Here is a 16,476-nt window from a genome sequence, read left to right on the forward strand (position 1 = left end):
TGTCGCTGGGGCGTTTCCGCCTCAGGCCGCCCATTCCTTGTTCTCGGCGATCTCCCAGCCGGCGGTGCTTTCGGGACCGGCGCCGCCGGTTTCCTCCTGCATGGTGTAGGTCACCTGGAAGGCACGGAAGTTCAGCGTCAGGGTTTCCTGCACGCGGTCCAGACCGTCCTTCGAGCCGCCGGTGACATAGGACGTGATCATCACGTCCTTGAGGTCGATCTTGAGATAGTCGACCGGAGCAGAGCCGCCCGACTTGCGCACCACCAGCTGACCGCCGGTGATATGCTCGCCCGAGCAGCAGCGCTTGATCAGGTCATGGGTGGCGGCATCGACGTATTTGGTCAGGGTGATGTCCTGGACATCGACCTTGCCGCCGCCGCCGCCGTGACCCATGTGGGTCGTGCCCGACTGGCTCAGGCCCCAGTTCCAGGACAGCACGTCGATCCAGTCCTTGTGTTTGTCATCAAGGGATTCGCCCTTGATGTTGTTCTCGAGCTTTAGGAAGCAATCGATGGCCATTGCGCGGTACCTCACTCTAATTGCGCGTTCAGGGATGGCGGTCGGGGTCGAGGCCTTTTATTTGCCGGCCGGTTATTTGCCGACTGGCAGCCTCGACACGAGGCTCATGCCGATATCCATGCCTTCCAGCTGGAAATGCGGCCTGAGATAGAACTTGCCCTGGTAATATCCGGGGTTCAGTTCATCCTCGATCACTTCGACCTTTGCCCCCGCCAGCGGTTTGCGAGCCTTCTCCATCTCGCTGGCGCTCTCGGGATTGCCCGAGACATACTTGTTGATCCAGGCCTGCAGGTCCTTTTCAAGCTGCAGCCGGTCGGGGCTCTGGCCGATCTTGTCGCGCACCATGACCTTCAGGTAATGGGCAAAGCGCGACACTGCGAAAATATAGGGGATCCGCGAGGACATGTTGTCCGAGGCGGTCGCCCGGTCATCGACATATTTCTTTGGACGGTAAAGGGACTGGGCGCCAATGAATGCGGCCTTGTCGGTATGCTGGCGGTGGATCAGCCCGATCAGCCCGGCCTTGGACAGTTCGCCCTCGCGCCGGTCGGTGATCGACACCTCGGTCGGACATTTCATGTCCTTGGCGCCGTCGCCGGTATCGAACAGATGGGTCGGCAGGTTCGCCACCTCGCCGCCCGAGGTCACGCCCCGGATCCGCACCGTCCAGCCATATTCCTTGAACGCCCGGTTGATGTTCGCCGCCATCGCATGGGCCGCGTTCATCCAGGCGTACCGCTTGCCGTCATGGCCGTCGGTTTCCTCGACGAAGTTGAACTCCTCGACCACCGAGTTGGAATTCGGCCCGTAGGGCTCGCGCGCCAGCACGCGCGGCGCGACCAGCGCCACGAAGCGCGAATTCTCGCTGTCGCGCAGGCTGTTCCACTGCGCGTATTCCGGCGTCTCGAAGATCTCGGACAGATCCGGCGGCACCGAGATCTCGTTCCAGCTGTCCAGTCCCAGCAGATCGGGCGCCGCGCCCGAGATGAAGGGCGCCAGCGACGCCTCGGCGATCTTGGCCACCGATTGCAGCAGGTTCACGTCGGGCGAGGAATGGTCGAAATAGTAATCGCCCACCAGCGCGCCGAACGGCTTGCCGCCCAGCGTGCCCAGGTTCTGCTCGTAGATCATCGTGTGCAGGGGCGACTTGTCCCATTTGGCGCCGGGATAGCGCCGCATCATCGCCTGCAGCTCGGGTTTCGAGATGTTCAGCACCTTGACCCGCAGCGAGGCATCGGTCTCGGCATTGTTCAGCGTGTAGGCCAGCCCGCGCCACGAAGCCTCGATCTGCTGGAACTCGGCCGCATGCAGGATCTCGTTGACCTGATCGCTCAGCTTCTCGTCGAGCCGCGCGATCATCGCGTCCAGCGTGTCGATCACGTCCTCGGCGATCAGCTCGCTCGACCCCAGCGCCTCGCGCGCCAGCGCCGTCACCGCATTGTCGACCTCGCGCGCGGCAATGTCGCTGCGCGGCTTGATGGTCTGCTTCAGGATGTCCTGGAATTCCGAAAGCTCGTCGAGCGCGCCTTCGGCCGCACCCGCCTGCCGTTCTGCGTTCTGAGTCATTTACCCCATTCCCCCCGGAAGCTCACGTGTCTTCCGACGACGCGTCGTCGCGCGCCGCCCGGTCCGCCAGCGCCGCCATCAGTTCGGGATCGGCCAGCAGACGTTTGATATGTTCCTGGGCGCGGGGCTTGGTGCCCATGTAGCGCTGCAGGTTGGCAAGCTGTTCGCGCGCTTCCAGAAGCTGGCGCAGCGCGGGCACCTGACGGGCCACCGCGGCCGGTTCCAGATCCTCCATCTTCTCGAACTGGAGGTTCACCGCCAGCTTCTCGCCCGACCCCGGCTGCAGCCGGTTCTCGACGGTGAAGGTGACGCCCGGCGCGACCGAGGCCATGTAATCGTCCAGCGTGTCCTTGGTCACATCGGTAAAGCTGCGATCCTCGACCGCCGGTTTCTCGACCCCCGGATTGTTGCCAGACAGGTCCGACATCACCCCCATGACAAAGGGCAGCTCGACCATCTTCTCGCTATCGTAGGGGTCTTGATACTGGATCTGGACCCGCGGCGGACGATTGCGCTTGATGAAACCGGAACCGGAGTTCGATGACATTATTTTCCTTCCTTTATCAGTCTCTTGTCGTCATTCCACCGGAACGCGCCGCCTGTTGCTTGGAACCGTTCCTGATCGAAATTGTCAACGCAGAGATGCACTGCGTCAGAAGATCGGCGGAACTTCGACCATTTCAACATACCTTAACGTCCTCCCTCCGCCGATGGCAGCAATTCCCGCAGGATGGACGGGAAATCCTTACCTAGATAGGCTTGCGCCCGCTCCAGCAGCATCGGGACCGGGCTTGAACGTTCGGTGCGGCGGAAATGATCCTCGACCGCGCGCATCGTTCCTGCGGCCTGTTCGGCGCTGTCGATGGCCGGCGGCGGCGGGCGCAGGGTCGATTCGGCCCGCGCCGGGGCCGGGTCGGCGGGCCCGGCCTCCTCGGTCAGGCTGCGCAGCCGCGCGCTGTCCAGCACAAAGCCGGTCTCGGGACCGAAGCCGATCTGCGCCTCGGCCGCGCGGCCGGGCATCAGCACCTCCAGCGCCTCGATCAGCGGCCGCCCGATCAGCAGCCGCGCCTGCGTCACCAGCAGCAGCGCGGGCGAGGACGGCTCGGCGCGGCGGTAATAGGCCTCGCAGGCCTCCAGCAGCCGCCTTGCATGGTCCTGGTCGCGCACCTCGGGCGCCCCGGCCGGAAGCGCGCGATCACGCGGCGGCACCTGCACCGGGGCGCTGTGCGGCACCGGCTCGGGCGCAGGCGCCTCGGGGATCGGCACCGGCGCGGCCAGATCGGGGCGGACCGCGACGATCGCCCCCCGCATCTCGGCCAGAACGCCCGTCAGCGGGTCCAGATGCGGGGTGAAGGGCGCCTCGGGATCGGCCGCGCAGGCGGCAACGATCCGCGTCACCGCCGCCATCGCCCGGTCGAGCGCGGTGAGGGTCCGCGTCAGCCGCGCCCCGTTGCCCGGATCGGCCAGCACCGCGGTCAGCGACTCGGTCGACAGCCCGCTTTCGCCCTGCAGCGGCGTCGCCTGCCCGGCCGCCACCCGCAGCTTGCGCAGCGTCACCTCGGCGCTTCCGGCCAGCCCGGCCCAGGTCAGCGGCTGGATCACCGTCGCCGGAGCGGCCAGCTCGGCCAGCGCCTCGCGCCGTTCGGCCGGATCGCCCTCGGCCCCGGGATGCACCTCGCGCGGATAGCGTTCCAGCAGCAGCGCCACCGTCTCGAGCGTCTCGGCCACGTCGGGAACCCGCCCCGCCAGCGCCAGCCATTGCACCCGCAGCGCCAACAGCCGCAGATCGCGGCTGCGCCCCAGCAGCGCATCGATCTGGCGCAGCTCCGCGGCCAGATCCAGCGTGCCGGGATCGAAGACCCTGTCGGGCGAGACCGAGCCATCGGGCCGGGTCACCCCCGGACGGGCATAGGCATCGGGAAGACGGCCGAGCGCCGCGAAATAATAGGCGTCGAAATCCGGATCCATCCGCGCGTTGAGATCGGGCCCGCAGGGGCCGTCGTCGACCATCGGTTCCGCGAGGGAATCAAGACCCATGAGGCACCTCTTAAAATTTCCGTCGACCGCGCTTTGCGACCCAAATCCATTGGCAAGACCGTCAGCACAGATATGTAGGCGAGCTTGCACCAGATCAACCTACGCTAATCCGGCATTGCCCCCTGCGCCCGGGCATAGGCTTCGGCAAAGGCATCGAGGAAGGCGTCGAGCATGCCATTTTCGCCTTTCCCGGCAAGGGCATCCCACCGCGCGACATAGCTGTCCCAGGCTCGCGCCTTGCGCGAGCCGGCCAGCAGATTTCCGCCGGTCGTCCCGGCTTCGACCGCCTCGGGCGCCAGACCCTCCAGAACCGCGGCCAGCGCCGGCTGAATCGCCGCGAAAATGCCCTGCTGATGGCGGGCAAGATCCGCCAGAGCGGTCTCGAATCCCTCGGGCCCGGCCAGAAAGCCGTCGCGCGGGACCAGAAACAGCACCTCCAGCGCCGCGTCGGTATCGGGCAGGAACTTCATCGGATTGTTGCCGCTGGCGCTGCGCATGGTGCGTTCGCCCGACCGGGTGAACTGCTTGACGCTGGCGCGGTCGCGCAGCATCCGCATCACGCCCCCGGTCGCGACCCGCGCGACCCGGCCCAGATCGCGCGCCAGCGCCTCGGCATCCGCGCCCTGCGCCAGATCCGGGTCAAGCCCCGCCCCCTCGCAGAACGCCCGCAGGAAGGCCTCGTCCCGCCCGGAACCCGCCGCAGACGAAGACGGCGACGCGGCGGCGGCCGGATCGCGGCCCGGCGGGTGGAAGGGCTGCGGCTCGGGCGCGACCGGCGGGGTGCCCGAGGGCGGGCGCCGGGGTGCGTGCCCACCAGCCCCAGCCCCGGCGCCTGCGCCTGCGCCAGTCCCGGCGGGCGCGAACGGACCCGGCGCCGCAGGAGCGGCAGGCGCCAGCGGCACGAAGCCGTGCAGACCGTCATCGCGCCCGGCCACCGGCCCGAACGGGGCACGCGCGGGCCCCGACACCGGAGACGCGACCGGGGCGGCGGCCAGCGCGCCGAAATCCCAGGGGTCGTCCTCGGCCGGCAGGGCGCCACCGCCCCCCGCGCCGGTCGCCGGGCCCTCGGCCCCCTCCGCCACCGCGATCACATAGGGGCCGACCCGGAACCGGTCGCCCGGCACCAGCGGATGCGGCCCCTGCAGCCGATGGGGATGCCCGTCGAGAAAGGTGCCGTTGGTCGACAGATCGACCAGCCAATAGCGCCCCTCGCTGAATTTCAGGTCGAAATGATGGCCCGAGACATGCCGCGCCGGATCGGGCAGCACCCAGTCCATGCCGCGCCGCCGTCCGACGCACAGATCGCGCCCGTCCAGCCCGATCCAGGTCGGGCTGCCATCGGCCAGCCGCTCGGCATTCTCTATCCGCAAGATCAACATCATCGGATCTCCAGATACCCCGGCCCCGCCGCTCGTTCCAGAGCGTCCTGCGCGCAGGTCCGCCCCCGCGCCCGGCCCGTCAGCAGGTCTTCAGCTCGGACCCGGTGGTGATCTGGCCGCCATGATCGGTGCGCGACCCGATCCGCGCCACCGGACGCCCGTCGCAGAACGCCACATCCGAACCGTCGACGATGACCGCGCCGCAGCTGATCTTGTCGCCGACCAGCGCCACCGGGCGACCGTCGCAGAAGGTCTTGCCCGAGGCGGTCACGATCTCGCCCTTGCCATGCTTGGGGCAGACATGCAGATCGCCCAGCCGCGCCACAGGTTTCATCGCCTGATCCTTCTCATGCATCCGCCAGCGGACAATGGCTGACGAAGGGGGTGCCCTCGCCCGCCGCCGCCTTCAAGACCTCGGGGATCGCCGGAACCGCCGCCGCCCCGGGCGAGGCCGAGCCCACATTCAGGACCGGCACCGCATTGACCGCGCCGCCCTCCAGCGTCAGCGCCGCGCCGCCCGCGACCAGCGTGATCTTGGACGCGTCGATCACGATCTCGCCGCCCGCCTTCAGCGTCAGATCGCCCCCGGCCCGGACCGCCAGATCGGCCGCCACATCCATGCCGCGCCCGGCCTCGGTCTTCTCGCTGACCGCGCCGGTCACGGTGACATCCATCCGGCCCTCGACAGTCTCGGTCCGGTTTGCCGCGACCGCCAGCATCGAATCGTTGCCGACCGAGACGGTATCGTCGAATTCGACCCGCCGCTGCGCCGAATTCTCGACATGCACGTCCAGATTCTTCTGCGCATGCATGTAGATGAACTCTTCGCCCGCCTGATCCTCGAAGGTCAGCTCGTTGAAGCCCTCGCCCTCGTGGCTCTTGGTCTTGAAGACCGACCGCGACTTGTGTTCGGGCAGCGCGGCGGGCGGGGCGTTGCGGCCGTTATAGACGCATCCCGTGACCAGCGGCTTGTCGGGATCGCCGTCGAGGAACTCGACCACCACCTCCATCCCCACGCGCGGGATCACCATGCCGCCCCAGCCCGGCCCGGCCCAGCTCTGGCTGACCCGGCAGCGCATCGACAGATCCTCGTCGAGATCCCAGTGGAACCGCACCAGGATCCGTCCGTATTCGTCGCAATCGACCTCGCCCTCGCCCGCCACCGTCGCGGTCTGGGGGCCGCGCACATCGGCGCGCGGGGTCTTCAGTTCGGGCAGAAGCGGCGCCTCGGCGGGCATCAGCACATAGCGCCCGGTATAGGCATAGCCGTTGCTGCCCTCGCCGCCCGAGCCGTAATTGTCCGAGGTGTAGCTGTGGGTCGCCACGAGACAGAGATAGTCCTCGCCGGTGCCGGGCACGTCATCGCCCTCCAGCGTGACCCGCATCCCCGCCGCCAGCGCCGGAATGTCACCCACCGCCTCGAAGCGGCGGTCCTGGCCGCGTTCGGCGCCCAGCCGCAGCTCGGCCACCTGCTGGCCGCGGCCCTGATCGAGATAATCGCCCGGCCAGTCGAAGCTTTCGATCTGGCCATGCTCGAAGCCCGCATCGCCCGTGCGGTCGGTCTCCATCGCCGCGACCGGGGTCTTGAAGTTGTAATCGGTCAGCCGGATCGCGCCGGTCGTGATCCGCCGCGCCGGGCGCCACTCCCAGAAATGCTCGACATCCTCCTGATGATGCCCGTCGACCGGCCGGAACGGCCGCGCGCCGATCGCGCCATGGGCCTCGGCCATGTCGGTCAGCACCATCTCGTGGCTGCCGCGCGCATGGCGGAAATGATAGGAAATCCCGTGCCGCTCCATCATCCGGCAGGCGAAGGCCAGATCGGTTTCGCCATATTGCACGGTATATTCCAGCTCGGGATACTCGCCCGACAGCTCGACCGACAGCCGGCCCGCCGAGGCATAGGACCCGAACAGCTCCTCGAGGATCTCGACCACGGTCCGGTTGTGAAAGATCCGCTGGTTGCGCCTGAGCCCGGCCAGCCACAGCCAGGGGCGCAGCCGCAGCCGGTAGCGATGCCCGTTCTCGCCCGCCCCGAGCCAGCGCGCCTCGGTGACGATGCCGTCGAAATCGCGCTCGGCCCGGTCATGCGCGACCAGCGTCACCGTGGCATGGGTGCCCAGCAAGGCGTCGAAATCCAGATCGGCGCGGGCGCCAAGGCACCCCACTTCGAAATCGAACAGCCCGTTGACCCGCTCGCTGCCCTCGACGCGCTGAAGCACCAGCTCGTTCTCGCCAAGGGCGGTCTCGAGCCGCCCCATCCGCGCCTTCTGATCGAAAAATGCTGCCATGACCGTCCCCACTCGTCTCGTCCCAGTCCGCGATACGCAAGCTATCGCCGCAACGCCCGGGTGCAAGGGTTTGCCGCCGGATGCCGCCGCAATGGGCGGGATCGCGCAGACCGGGCCGCCGCCCCTGCCCCGGTTTGTCGGCGACACGCCTCCTCGATCCGGTTCAGCTCCCCGGCCGGCGGCGCTTGCTGCGTGCGGCGTCCGGCCATGTCACGCCGCCTTCCGGAAAGCGCCGCACCCGGGCCCCTGTGACGGGCCCGACTTGTGCCGGGGCTCAGAACGGGTTCTCGATCCGCACCCCGGTCGGTTCGAAATCCGCGACATTGCCGGTGACCACGGTCGCGCCGTGCTGAAGCGCGGTCGCCGCGATCATCAGGTCGGCCCCCGGATGGCCGATCTCGGCCGAAAGCCGGCCCCAGATCCGCGCCTCGGCGGCGCCGAAGGGCAGCAGGCGGTCGGCGAAGACCAGCATGGTCCGGTCGAGCCAGACCCGCAGGTCGCGGGCGAAACCGGGGTCGCGGGCCTCCTGCTGGCGGATGCCGCGCTCGATCTCGCCCAGGGTGATGACGCTGAGAAACAGCTCGGGCTCGGGCCGTGCGGCCAGCCAGGCGCGAACCTGCGGCGCGCGGTCGGGGCGGCGCACCGCGGAAATGACATTGGTGTCGATCAGATACATCAGAAGCGGACATCGCGCGGGCGGGCCTCGGCGCGCCCGATCCCGGTGGTCTCGCTCTCCGGGGCGGGGAAGGCCAGCAGATGTTCGGCAAAGCTCTCGCGGGCGGCGGCGGCGCCTTTCAAAAGGCGCCGGTAGTCATCGGCCGACAGCACCACGACCGCGGGCTTGCCGCGGCGGGTGACTTCCTGGGGCACCCCGGCCAGAGCCGCCTCGACGACCGCGCTGAACCGGTTCTTGGCATCCTGCAATGTCCACATGGGACGGACCTCCGCATCATCTGGCTAGACAGATGGCTAGACGAACGCGATCTGTCAAGGGACCGTCCGCCGGTTTGGGCCATCCCGGCCCCGCGCCGCGCCAACCCTGCGCGGGGGCGACCGGGGCGGAAGATGTCGATGACCTTCCCTTCGCCAGCGACGCTTCGGCAAGGCGCCGGATCCGTCCCCCTTCGAGCCGGACGGAGATTGCCGATGCCACGCGGCTCTCCAGGCCGAAAGCCAATGCCGGAGATGGCGACGCCTTCGAACGGCGCGGCCTTCGCCTCGTGGCGAGATCCGACCCCGGCAGAGGGAACCAGCGCGGTCCCGGGCGAGCCGAGGACGCTCGAGATGGCGCATTGCCCGGACAATCTTCCTTTCCGCACATCGAAGCGGCGGGCTTCCGGACATCGGCACGCTGCCTGCAGTCCCCGGCCACAATCTGGACTGCGCGGCGCGGCTCACGGATCACCCGCGCCAGCGGAACGATCCGGCCGTCTTTCATGGGCTTGGCCCGCCTCTTCTTCCCAACCCGGATTGCCCGAGCGCGAGGTCCGGCGGCGCCATTGCCGCGTCACCGGCACCTGCGCTTGGCGGCAAGACCCGTGCCCCCTGCCCCGCGGCTATCGTCCGGGACCTCCGCGCCCCCGTCGGGTCAGGTTCGCGGCGGCAGGCAGCAGCGCGACGATCAGGAAGACCCGCAGCACATGATGCGCGATGACCATCGCCGGGTCGATCATCAGCGCCAGCGCCACCACGCCCAGCTCGGGCGCCCCACCCGGCAGATAGGCCAGAAACAACGCCGACACGTCCGCTCCGGCCACCGGGGCGAAGGCGACCGCTGCGACCAGAGCCCCCAGCGCCATGAAGCCCCCCACCAGCGCCGCCAGCCAGCCGTCGCGGGCGATCTCGCGCATCGTATAGGCGGCGAAGCGGCCGCCGACGCCCGCCCCGATCACGATCTGGGCGGCGCAGGACAGCACCGCGGGCACATGCACGTCGAGCAGCCCGGTCGCATGCAAGGCCGCCGAGGCGAACAGCGGGATCAGCAGCAGCGCCGAGGGAAAGTTGATCCGCCGCGCCACCGCCCAGCTTGCCAGCGCTGCCAGCGCCAGCGCGCCATGGCGCAGCGGGTCCAGCGCCTCGGCATGGGCGAAGGCCGCGCGGTTCGCATCGGCAAGATCGGTGCCGGACAGAAGCTGGATGATCACGGGCGTCAGCACCAGCAGCACCAGCAGCCGGGCGGTATGGCACAGCGCCACGCGGTTGATCTCGGCCGGATAGTCCTCGACCAGGATCGACACCACCGACAGCCCCCCGGGCATCGAGGCGAACAGCGCGGTGGTCCGGTCCATCCGGCCCCAGCGCAGGAACACGCCGAAGGCGACCAGGCAGACGGCCAAAGACAGCGCCGACATGACCAGCAGGCTCGACCACCAGGTTCCGGCGCGCGCGACCACCTCGGGAGTGAAACCGGTGCCCAGCATGGTGCCGATGCCGACCATGGCATAACCGCGCCAGGGCCGGGGCAGGACCGGCTGGAACCGGGTCGCCTGCGCGGCCAGCGCCGTCGCCGCGAGACTGCCCAGAACCCAGGGGAGCGGCAGGTCGAGCGCGAAGAACAGCCCCCCGCCAAGCGCCCCGATGCCCAGCGTGACGGCCCCGCGCGCGGGCGCGGACAGACCCGCGAGGCTCATGCGGCGGCCGCGCGGCGCCTGCGCCAGGCTTTCAGCACCGGCACGCCCACCAGCACCAGCACCATGATCACGAACAGCACCAGCGCGATCGGCCGCTCCAGCAGGTAGGCCATCGGATGACGGCCCGAGATCTGCAACGTGCGCACCACCTCGCCCTCCATCATCCGCCCCAGCAGCAGCCCGATCACCGTGGCCGCCACCGGATAGCCGTTCCGCCGCATCAGCCAGCCGATCCCGGCAAAGACCGCGACGGTCAGCGGCCCGGCGATCGTGCCGGTGATACCGTAGCCGCCCCAGGCGCAGAGCGCCAGCACAGAGGGCACCAGATAGGGCAGCGGCACCCGCACGACGAGCCCCAGCACCCGCAGCATCAGCAACCCGACAATGGCCAGCAACACCACCTGCCCCAGATTGCCGATGATGATCGAATAGACCACGTCTGTCTGGTTGCGGATGAAGGACGGCCCGCCCACGATGTTGTGAAACGAGAAGGCCGCCAGCAGCACCGCGGTCGCCGCCCCGCCGGGAATCCCCAGCGCCAGCAGCGCGGTCATCGACCCGCCCTCGGAACTGGAATTGGCCGACTCGGCCGCGATCACGCCCTCGGGCGCGCCCTTGCCGAACTGCTCGGGATGGCGCGAACTGCGCCGCGCCTCGCCATAGGACACGAGGTTCGCGACCGAGGACCCGACGCCCGGGATCGCCCCGATCAGCGCGCCGATCAGGCTGCCCCGGATCAGCACGCCGGGATGGCGGAAGATCTGCGCGCCGCCCAGCAGGATCCGGCGCATCGAGATGTCCCGCTGGGCCTTGTCCTCGACCAGGAAATTGCTGCCGCGCAGGCGCAACAGTTCCGAGGCCGCGAAGATCCCGATCATCGCGGGCACGACCGGAATGCCGTCGATCAGATAGGGATTGCCGATGGTCGTGCGCATGACGCCCGTCGTCGACATGCCGATCTGGCTCAGCATCAGCCCGAACATCCCCGCCAGCAGCCCCTTGGGCATGCTGGTGGTGTTCAGCGTCGCGATCAGCGTCAGCCCCCAAAGCACCACGACGACCATCTCCATCGGGCCGATCTTCAGCACGAAGGCGGCCAGCGGGTCGATCAGGAACAGAAGCAGGATATAGCCCACGAAGGCGCCCACGACCGAGGCCGCAAGCCCCAGCCCCAGCGCCTCGTTATGCTTGCCCTGCCGCGCCATCGGATAGCCGTCGAAGGCGGTGGCGATGGACGAGGACGACCCGGGAATGTTCATCAGGATCGCCGTCACCCCTCCGCCATAGGCGCCGCCGGTGAAGATCGAGGTCAGGAACAGCATCGCCTGCAGGAAATCCATGCCGAAGGTCACCGGCAGGAAGATCGCCATCGCCATCGAGATCTGAAGCCCCGGGATCGACCCGAAGATCAGCCCGATCAGCAGGCCCGGGATCACCCAGAGCCAGGGCGAGAAGCTGGAAAACAGCAGATCGAAAGCCTGGGACAGCGCGAAATGGTCGATCATGTCACAGCACCAGCGTCGTCATCGGATAGGGAAAGAGCGCGCCGAAGCCCTCGACCATCAGCACCGTGAAGAGGGCGGCGTAAAGCGGCGGCTGCCACTTGCCCTGCCCGCCCGACACCACGACGCCTGCCCAGACGAACAGGAAGGTCGCGACATCGAAGCCGACCGTCGTCAGCCCGAAGCAGAACACCGCGAAGCCCGCCAGCAAGGCCAGATCGCCCCAGGCCGAATAATGCGCCTCCTGCGGGTCGGGCTCGGGCCTCAGCAGCGCGGTCGCCACGATGATCAGGCACAGCACCACCAGCAGCACCGCGACCGGCGCCACGACGACAAGGTTGTTCAGCGTGCTGGAGGCCGAGACCGCGCTCCAGGTGATATAGCCCGTGACGCAAAGCACGAGGCCAAGCGTGATGGCATGGGTCGGGGCGAAGCGCCGGATCATGGACGGTCTCCGAATTCGGGGCGGTAACGCCGCGAGGGCGCAGGGCCCCCGCGGCTGTCCGGGTCGGACAAGCGGGTCAGGCGGGCCGGATCACTCGGTCGGCTGGAACCGCTTGAGGATCTCGAAGTTCGACTCGATGATCTCGGTGGTCCGCTCGGGGCCAAGCCACTCCGTCCCGATGTCCTGGGCCTCGAGGCTCGCGACGAAGTCCGGGTCCTGCAGCACGGTGTGATAGGCCTCGACCATCTTCTCGAAGGCCTCGGGGTTCTTGTCGCGGAAGCTCGCATGGGCTGCGAGGCCGCGCATCGACCCGGCCAGCACCGGCGCCTTGTCGAGCCCGTTCTCGGTCAGCACCGCGTTCAGCGTCGGCGCGTCCCAGTCCTTCAGCGGCGCATCGGCCGCCACCGCCAGCGGGCGCACATATTCCGCGATCGACAGCGTCCCGTCCGCGGCCAGCACCGTCAGGTCGACCTGCCCGCCCGCGACCGCGGTGCGCGCCGACCCGCCCGACTGGTAGGTCACGACGTTGATATCGCCCTCGGACAGGCCGAAGGCCTCCATCGCCAGCGCCAGGTTGATCGCCCCGGTCGAGTTCGGCACCACCGAGGCTTTCAGCGTGCCCGGATTGTCCTTCGCCGCCTGCATGAACGCCCCGAGGCTCTCGTAGGGCGTCTTGGCGTTGACCGCGAACAGGTCGTAATCGTTCCACTGGGCGTTGATGAAGGCGAAATCCTTCAGCGAATAATCCGCATCGAAGCGCAGGATCGCGTTCGAGATATAGGGATGGATCGACGAGGCCAGGAAGTAGCTGCCGTCATCGGGCATGTTCATGAAATAGGTATGCCCGACATGGCCGCCGCCGCCTTCCTGGTTCACGACCGAGATCGGCACCCCCAGTTCCTGCTGCATCCGCTGCGCCAGCGCCCGGGCCGTCCGGTCCGCCGACCCGCCGGGGCCAAGCGCCACGACAAAGGTGATCTTGCGGGGCGGCCAGGCGGTGTCCGCGCTCGCGCCCAGCGGGGCAAGGGCGGTGGCCAGCGACAGCCCGAGCGCCGCGGCGGCAAACTGCCGGCGTTTCATGTTCATGGATGATCCTCCTCCGATTGCGCCAGATTTTGTAGCACAATTTTCTGACTATAAGCCGATTTCGTCACTCGAACGTATTACAATCCGCTTGTCAAGCAACCCGTTCATGTTGACATGCGCCTTGCAATGGACAAGTTTGTAGTACAATTTTTGCGCGCATGCAGCGCGGACCCATGCAAGGGTCCACCCAGGACAAGGACGGCAGACCCCCATGCAGACGGCGGAAAGCAAGGTCATGGCGACAGAGCGCGTGGCGGCCTCCCTGCGGGCCGAGATCCTGTCCGGCACGCTGCAACCGGGCGCCCGTCTGGGCGAGGTGGCGCTTGCGGGCCGGTTTCAGGTCAGCCGCGGCCCGGTGCGTGCCGCGTTGCAGGACCTCTGCGAAAGCGGGCTCGTCGCCATCGTGCCGAACAGCGGCGCGCGGGTGCGCGAGGTCGGGCGCGAGGATGCCCGCGCGCTTTATCAGGTGCGCGCCGCCCTCGAGGCCGAGGCCGCCCGGCTGGCCGCCGCCCGCGCCGATGCCGTCAGCGCCGGGTCGTTCCGCGCCCTGCTGGACCAGCACGCCCGCGACGTGGCCGCCCATCCCGAGGGCGCCTATCTGCAGGGCAGCGGCGACCGGGACTTTCACATCGTCATCGCCCGCGTCGCCGGCAACCCGATCATCCTGCGCTACCTGACCCGCGAGCTCTATCCGCAGCTTCTGCTGCTGCGGCTCAAGCATCGCAACGTGACCGGCCGGGGCGCCACCGCGCTGCGCGAACACGAACGCATCTCCGAGGCCATCGCCGCGGGCGATGCCGAGGTCGCGGGCATCCTGATGCACCGCCATATCCAGAACAGCTGGGCCGCGCTCGAGGCGCAACTGTCCGGCCCCGAGGAGGAAGATCGTTGACCCAGACCGCCATTCCCGCCGCCTTCCTCCGCGGCGGCACCTCGAAAGCCGTGGTGCTGAAACGCGCCGACCTGCCTGCGGACGAAACCGCCTGGCCCGCGCTTTTCGCCGGGATCATGGGCTCGCCCGACCCGAACAAGCGGCAGCTGAACGGCATGGGCGGCGGGATCTCGTCGCTCAGCAAGGTCTGCGTGATCGGCCCGCCGACCCGCGAGGATGCCGATATCGACTATACCTTCGCGCAGATCGGCGTGACCACCGACGCCGTCGATTTCTCGGGCAATTGCGGCAACATGAGTTCCGCCATGGGCCCCTTCGCCTATGACGAGGGGCTGGTCGCGGGCCCCCGCGACGGCGAGGCCGTGGTGCGCATCCACAACACCAATTCCGGCAAGATCATCCGCGCCCGGTTCGCCGTGGCGGGCGGCCGCGCAACGGTCTCGGGCGATCTGGAAATCCCCGGCGTCACCGGCACCGGCGCCCCGGTCGCGCTCGATTTCCTCGACCCCGCGAACACGTGCGGCCATGGCGCCCTGCCGACCGGGCGCATCTGCGACCGGATGGTCCTGTCGGACGGGCGCGCGGTGGCGGTGACGATGATCGACGCCGCCGTGCCCTCGGTCTTCGTGGCCGCCGCCGATCCGGGCGGCGACACCTGCGCCCATCCCGAGGCCATCGACGCCGATACCGCGCTGATGGACCGGCTGGAAGAGATCCGCCAGCGCGCCTCGGTCGCGATGCGGCTTGCCCCCGACATGGCGGCCGCCGCGGCGCGCATCGCGACGCCCAAGGTCGCGATGGTGGGACCCCCGGCCGCCTATCGCGACCTGTCGGGGCAAATCCATCCCGCCGAGGGCCATGACCTCCAGATCCGGATGATTTCGGCCGGACAGGCGCATCGCGCGGTGCCGGTCACCGGCGCGCTGGCGCTGGCCTCGGCGGCGGTGCTGCCGGGGTCGGTGGTGGCCGGGCAATGCGGCCCCGCGGCCGACCCCGAGAAGCTGCGGATCGGCACCCCCAGCGGCATCGTCACCGTCGGCGCGACCCGCGACCCCGCCAGCGGCCAGATCCTTGCCGCGCGCATCCTGCGCACCCAGCGGCGGTTGATGGATGGCAGGGTCTACGCCCCCTGCCCCGCCGCCAGGACCTGACACCCCCCAAGACCCACCGCTCCCAGGCACAGAGACCACAGAAAGACGAGGCACCATGCTCAATCACGACGTCAACCGCGGCTTCCGGAACCGGATCGCACAGGGCGGCGCCCTGCTCCTGCCGGGCGCGGCCAATGCGCTGGCCGCGCGGATCATCGAGGATCTCGGCTTCGAGGCGGTCTATCTGTCCGGCGCGGGCCTGACCAATACCTATCTGGGCATGCCCGATCTGGCCTTCGTCAGCCTGCCCGAGATCGCCCAGCATACGGCGACGATCCGCGACGCGACCGACCTGCCGATCGTGGTCGATGCCGATAACGGCTTCGGCAACGCGCTGAACGTGCGCCACACGATCCGCACCCTCGAACGCGCGGGCGCCAGCGCGATCCAGCTCGAGGACCAGAAGACGCCCAAGCGCTGCGGCCATTTCTCGGGCAAGGAGGTCGTGCCGCTGGCCGAGGCCCGCTCGCGGATCAAGGCCGCGGTCGATGCCCGGCAGGATGCGAACACGCTGATCGTCGCCCGCACCGATGCCCGCGCCACCGACGGCTATACCGAGGCGCTGGACCGGGCCGCGGCCTTTGTCGAGGACGGCGCCGACATCACCTTCGTCGAGGCCCCGCAAAGCGTCGAGGAACTGGCCGGTATCCCCAAGGCCCTGCCCGGCACGCCGCAGATCGTCAATCTGGTGGTCGGCGGCAAGACCCCGATCCTCGATCTGGCCGAGCTGGACGGGATGGGCTTCAAGCTGGTGCTGTACGCCAATGTCGCGCTGCAATCGGCGGTCTACGGCATGCAAAAGGCGCTGGGTCAGCTGCGCGAACAGGGGCGGATGGACGAATCGGGCCCGCTCGCGGGCTTCCTCGAACGCCAGCGCGTGGTCCGGAAGGACTTCTTCGACGATCTGGAAAAGCATTACGCCTTCTGATCGGCCCCGGGGGGCGGGTCCCTGTGGCCCCCCTCCCCTCGCCTGCCCCG

Annotated in this window: 16 protein-coding genes; 3 read left to right on the forward strand and 13 right to left on the reverse strand. The window is 68.7% G+C overall.

Annotation, left to right across the window (positions count from 1 at the left end; translation table 11 throughout):
* Positions 1-21: 21 nt before the first annotated feature.
* The 13 genes from C8N38_RS14505 to C8N38_RS14565 all read right to left on the reverse strand — a co-directional run bounded on the left by C8N38_RS14505 (position 22) and on the right by C8N38_RS14565 (position 13,455).
* A complete protein-coding gene (locus C8N38_RS14505) occupies positions 22-519 on the reverse strand; it encodes an Hcp family type VI secretion system effector (RefSeq protein ID WP_108027877.1) in 498 nt (165 codons plus the stop codon).
* Between the two features lie 72 nt (positions 520-591).
* Positions 592-2,085 (reverse strand): type VI secretion system contractile sheath large subunit, encoded by a 1,494-nt coding sequence (gene tssC, locus C8N38_RS14510; protein ID WP_108027878.1) that lies wholly within the window; start codon positions 2,083-2,085, stop codon positions 592-594.
* A gap of 22 nt (positions 2,086-2,107) precedes the next feature.
* Positions 2,108-2,632 (reverse strand): type VI secretion system contractile sheath small subunit, encoded by a 525-nt coding sequence (gene tssB / locus C8N38_RS14515; RefSeq protein WP_108027879.1) that lies wholly within the window; start codon positions 2,630-2,632, stop codon positions 2,108-2,110.
* 143 nt (positions 2,633-2,775) lie between these two features.
* Complete coding sequence (locus C8N38_RS14520; protein ID WP_108027880.1) at positions 2,776-4,122, reverse strand: type VI secretion system protein TssA; 1,347 nt, start codon at positions 4,120-4,122, stop codon at positions 2,776-2,778.
* A 104-nt stretch (positions 4,123-4,226) separates the two neighbouring features.
* Positions 4,227-5,504, reverse strand: coding sequence for a type VI secretion system-associated FHA domain protein TagH (gene tagH, locus C8N38_RS14525; RefSeq protein WP_108027881.1), 1,278 nt, complete (start codon positions 5,502-5,504; stop codon positions 4,227-4,229).
* A 76-nt stretch (positions 5,505-5,580) separates the two neighbouring features.
* Positions 5,581-5,835 (reverse strand): PAAR domain-containing protein, encoded by a 255-nt coding sequence (locus C8N38_RS14530; RefSeq protein WP_108027882.1) that lies wholly within the window; start codon positions 5,833-5,835, stop codon positions 5,581-5,583.
* 13 nt (positions 5,836-5,848) lie between these two features.
* Positions 5,849-7,792, reverse strand: coding sequence for a type VI secretion system Vgr family protein (locus C8N38_RS14535; RefSeq protein WP_108027883.1), 1,944 nt, complete (start codon positions 7,790-7,792; stop codon positions 5,849-5,851).
* Between the two features lie 274 nt (positions 7,793-8,066).
* Positions 8,067-8,468, reverse strand: a complete 402-nt coding sequence (locus C8N38_RS14540; protein WP_108027884.1) for a type II toxin-antitoxin system VapC family toxin — start codon at positions 8,466-8,468, stop codon at positions 8,067-8,069.
* The gene (locus tag C8N38_RS14545; protein ID WP_108027885.1) at positions 8,468-8,725 is read right to left on the reverse strand and encodes a type II toxin-antitoxin system Phd/YefM family antitoxin; all 258 of its coding nucleotides are present in this window, start codon (positions 8,723-8,725) and stop codon (positions 8,468-8,470) included. The genes C8N38_RS14540 and C8N38_RS14545 overlap by 1 nt, the downstream gene beginning before the upstream one ends.
* A gap of 623 nt (positions 8,726-9,348) precedes the next feature.
* Positions 9,349-10,422, reverse strand: coding sequence for an AbrB family transcriptional regulator (locus tag C8N38_RS14550; RefSeq protein WP_108027886.1), 1,074 nt, complete (start codon positions 10,420-10,422; stop codon positions 9,349-9,351).
* Positions 10,419-11,927, reverse strand: a complete 1,509-nt coding sequence (locus C8N38_RS14555) for a tripartite tricarboxylate transporter permease (RefSeq protein WP_108027887.1) — start codon at positions 11,925-11,927, stop codon at positions 10,419-10,421. Before C8N38_RS14555 ends, C8N38_RS14550 begins: the two co-directional genes overlap by 4 nt.
* A 1-nt stretch (position 11,928) precedes the next feature.
* Positions 11,929-12,369 (reverse strand): tripartite tricarboxylate transporter TctB family protein, encoded by a 441-nt coding sequence (locus C8N38_RS14560; RefSeq protein ID WP_075787741.1) that lies wholly within the window; start codon positions 12,367-12,369, stop codon positions 11,929-11,931.
* A gap of 90 nt (positions 12,370-12,459) precedes the next feature.
* Positions 12,460-13,455: a tripartite tricarboxylate transporter substrate binding protein gene (locus C8N38_RS14565; protein WP_108027888.1), complete on the reverse strand. Its 996-nt coding sequence runs from the start codon at positions 13,453-13,455 to the stop codon at positions 12,460-12,462.
* A 211-nt stretch (positions 13,456-13,666) separates the two neighbouring features.
* Between C8N38_RS14565 and C8N38_RS14570 the strand changes: the two genes are divergently transcribed.
* The 3 genes from C8N38_RS14570 to C8N38_RS14580 are packed head-to-tail and all read left to right on the forward strand — an operon-like array spanning position 13,667 to position 16,426.
* A complete protein-coding gene (locus C8N38_RS14570; protein ID WP_108027889.1) occupies positions 13,667-14,347 on the forward strand; it encodes a GntR family transcriptional regulator in 681 nt (226 codons plus the stop codon).
* Complete coding sequence (locus tag C8N38_RS14575; RefSeq protein WP_108027890.1) at positions 14,344-15,498, forward strand: PrpF domain-containing protein; 1,155 nt, start codon at positions 14,344-14,346, stop codon at positions 15,496-15,498. Before C8N38_RS14570 ends, C8N38_RS14575 begins: the two co-directional genes overlap by 4 nt.
* 55 nt (positions 15,499-15,553) lie before the next feature.
* Positions 15,554-16,426 carry an isocitrate lyase/PEP mutase family protein gene (locus tag C8N38_RS14580; RefSeq protein ID WP_108027891.1) on the forward strand — a complete coding sequence of 291 codons (873 nt, stop codon included), beginning with the start codon at positions 15,554-15,556 and terminating at the stop codon, positions 16,424-16,426.
* Positions 16,427-16,476 lie beyond the last annotated feature (50 nt).

It is taken from the genome of Rhodovulum kholense (genome assembly GCF_003053725.1).
Taxonomy (GTDB): Bacteria; Pseudomonadota; Alphaproteobacteria; order Rhodobacterales; family Rhodobacteraceae; genus Rhodovulum; species Rhodovulum kholense.

Bases quoted from the DNA above. Each gene is read 5' to 3' on its own strand.
- C8N38_RS14540 (WP_108027884.1), bottom strand. From the start codon at position 8,468: ATGTATCTGATCGACACCAATGTCATTTCCGCGGTGCGCCGCCCCGAC.
- tssC (WP_108027878.1), bottom strand. From the start codon at position 2,085: ATGACTCAGAACGCAGAACGGCAGGCGGGTGCGGCCGAAGGCGCGCTC.
- C8N38_RS14545 (WP_108027885.1), bottom strand. From the start codon at position 8,725: ATGTGGACATTGCAGGATGCCAAGAACCGGTTCAGCGCGGTCGTCGAG.
- C8N38_RS14565 (WP_108027888.1), bottom strand. From the start codon at position 13,455: ATGAACATGAAACGCCGGCAGTTTGCCGCCGCGGCGCTCGGGCTGTCG.
- C8N38_RS14555 (WP_108027887.1), bottom strand. From the start codon at position 11,927: ATGATCGACCATTTCGCGCTGTCCCAGGCTTTCGATCTGCTGTTTTCC.
- C8N38_RS14530 (WP_108027882.1), bottom strand. From the start codon at position 5,835: ATGAAACCTGTGGCGCGGCTGGGCGATCTGCATGTCTGCCCCAAGCAT.
- C8N38_RS14570 (WP_108027889.1), top strand. From the start codon at position 13,667: ATGCAGACGGCGGAAAGCAAGGTCATGGCGACAGAGCGCGTGGCGGCC.
- C8N38_RS14580 (WP_108027891.1), top strand. From the start codon at position 15,554: ATGCTCAATCACGACGTCAACCGCGGCTTCCGGAACCGGATCGCACAG.
- C8N38_RS14520 (WP_108027880.1), bottom strand. From the start codon at position 4,122: ATGGGTCTTGATTCCCTCGCGGAACCGATGGTCGACGACGGCCCCTGC.
- tagH (WP_108027881.1), bottom strand. From the start codon at position 5,504: ATGATGTTGATCTTGCGGATAGAGAATGCCGAGCGGCTGGCCGATGGC.
- C8N38_RS14560 (WP_075787741.1), bottom strand. From the start codon at position 12,369: ATGATCCGGCGCTTCGCCCCGACCCATGCCATCACGCTTGGCCTCGTG.
- tssB (WP_108027879.1), bottom strand. From the start codon at position 2,632: ATGTCATCGAACTCCGGTTCCGGTTTCATCAAGCGCAATCGTCCGCCG.
- C8N38_RS14535 (WP_108027883.1), bottom strand. From the start codon at position 7,792: ATGGCAGCATTTTTCGATCAGAAGGCGCGGATGGGGCGGCTCGAGACC.
- C8N38_RS14550 (WP_108027886.1), bottom strand. From the start codon at position 10,422: ATGAGCCTCGCGGGTCTGTCCGCGCCCGCGCGCGGGGCCGTCACGCTG.
- C8N38_RS14505 (WP_108027877.1), bottom strand. From the start codon at position 519: ATGGCCATCGATTGCTTCCTAAAGCTCGAGAACAACATCAAGGGCGAA.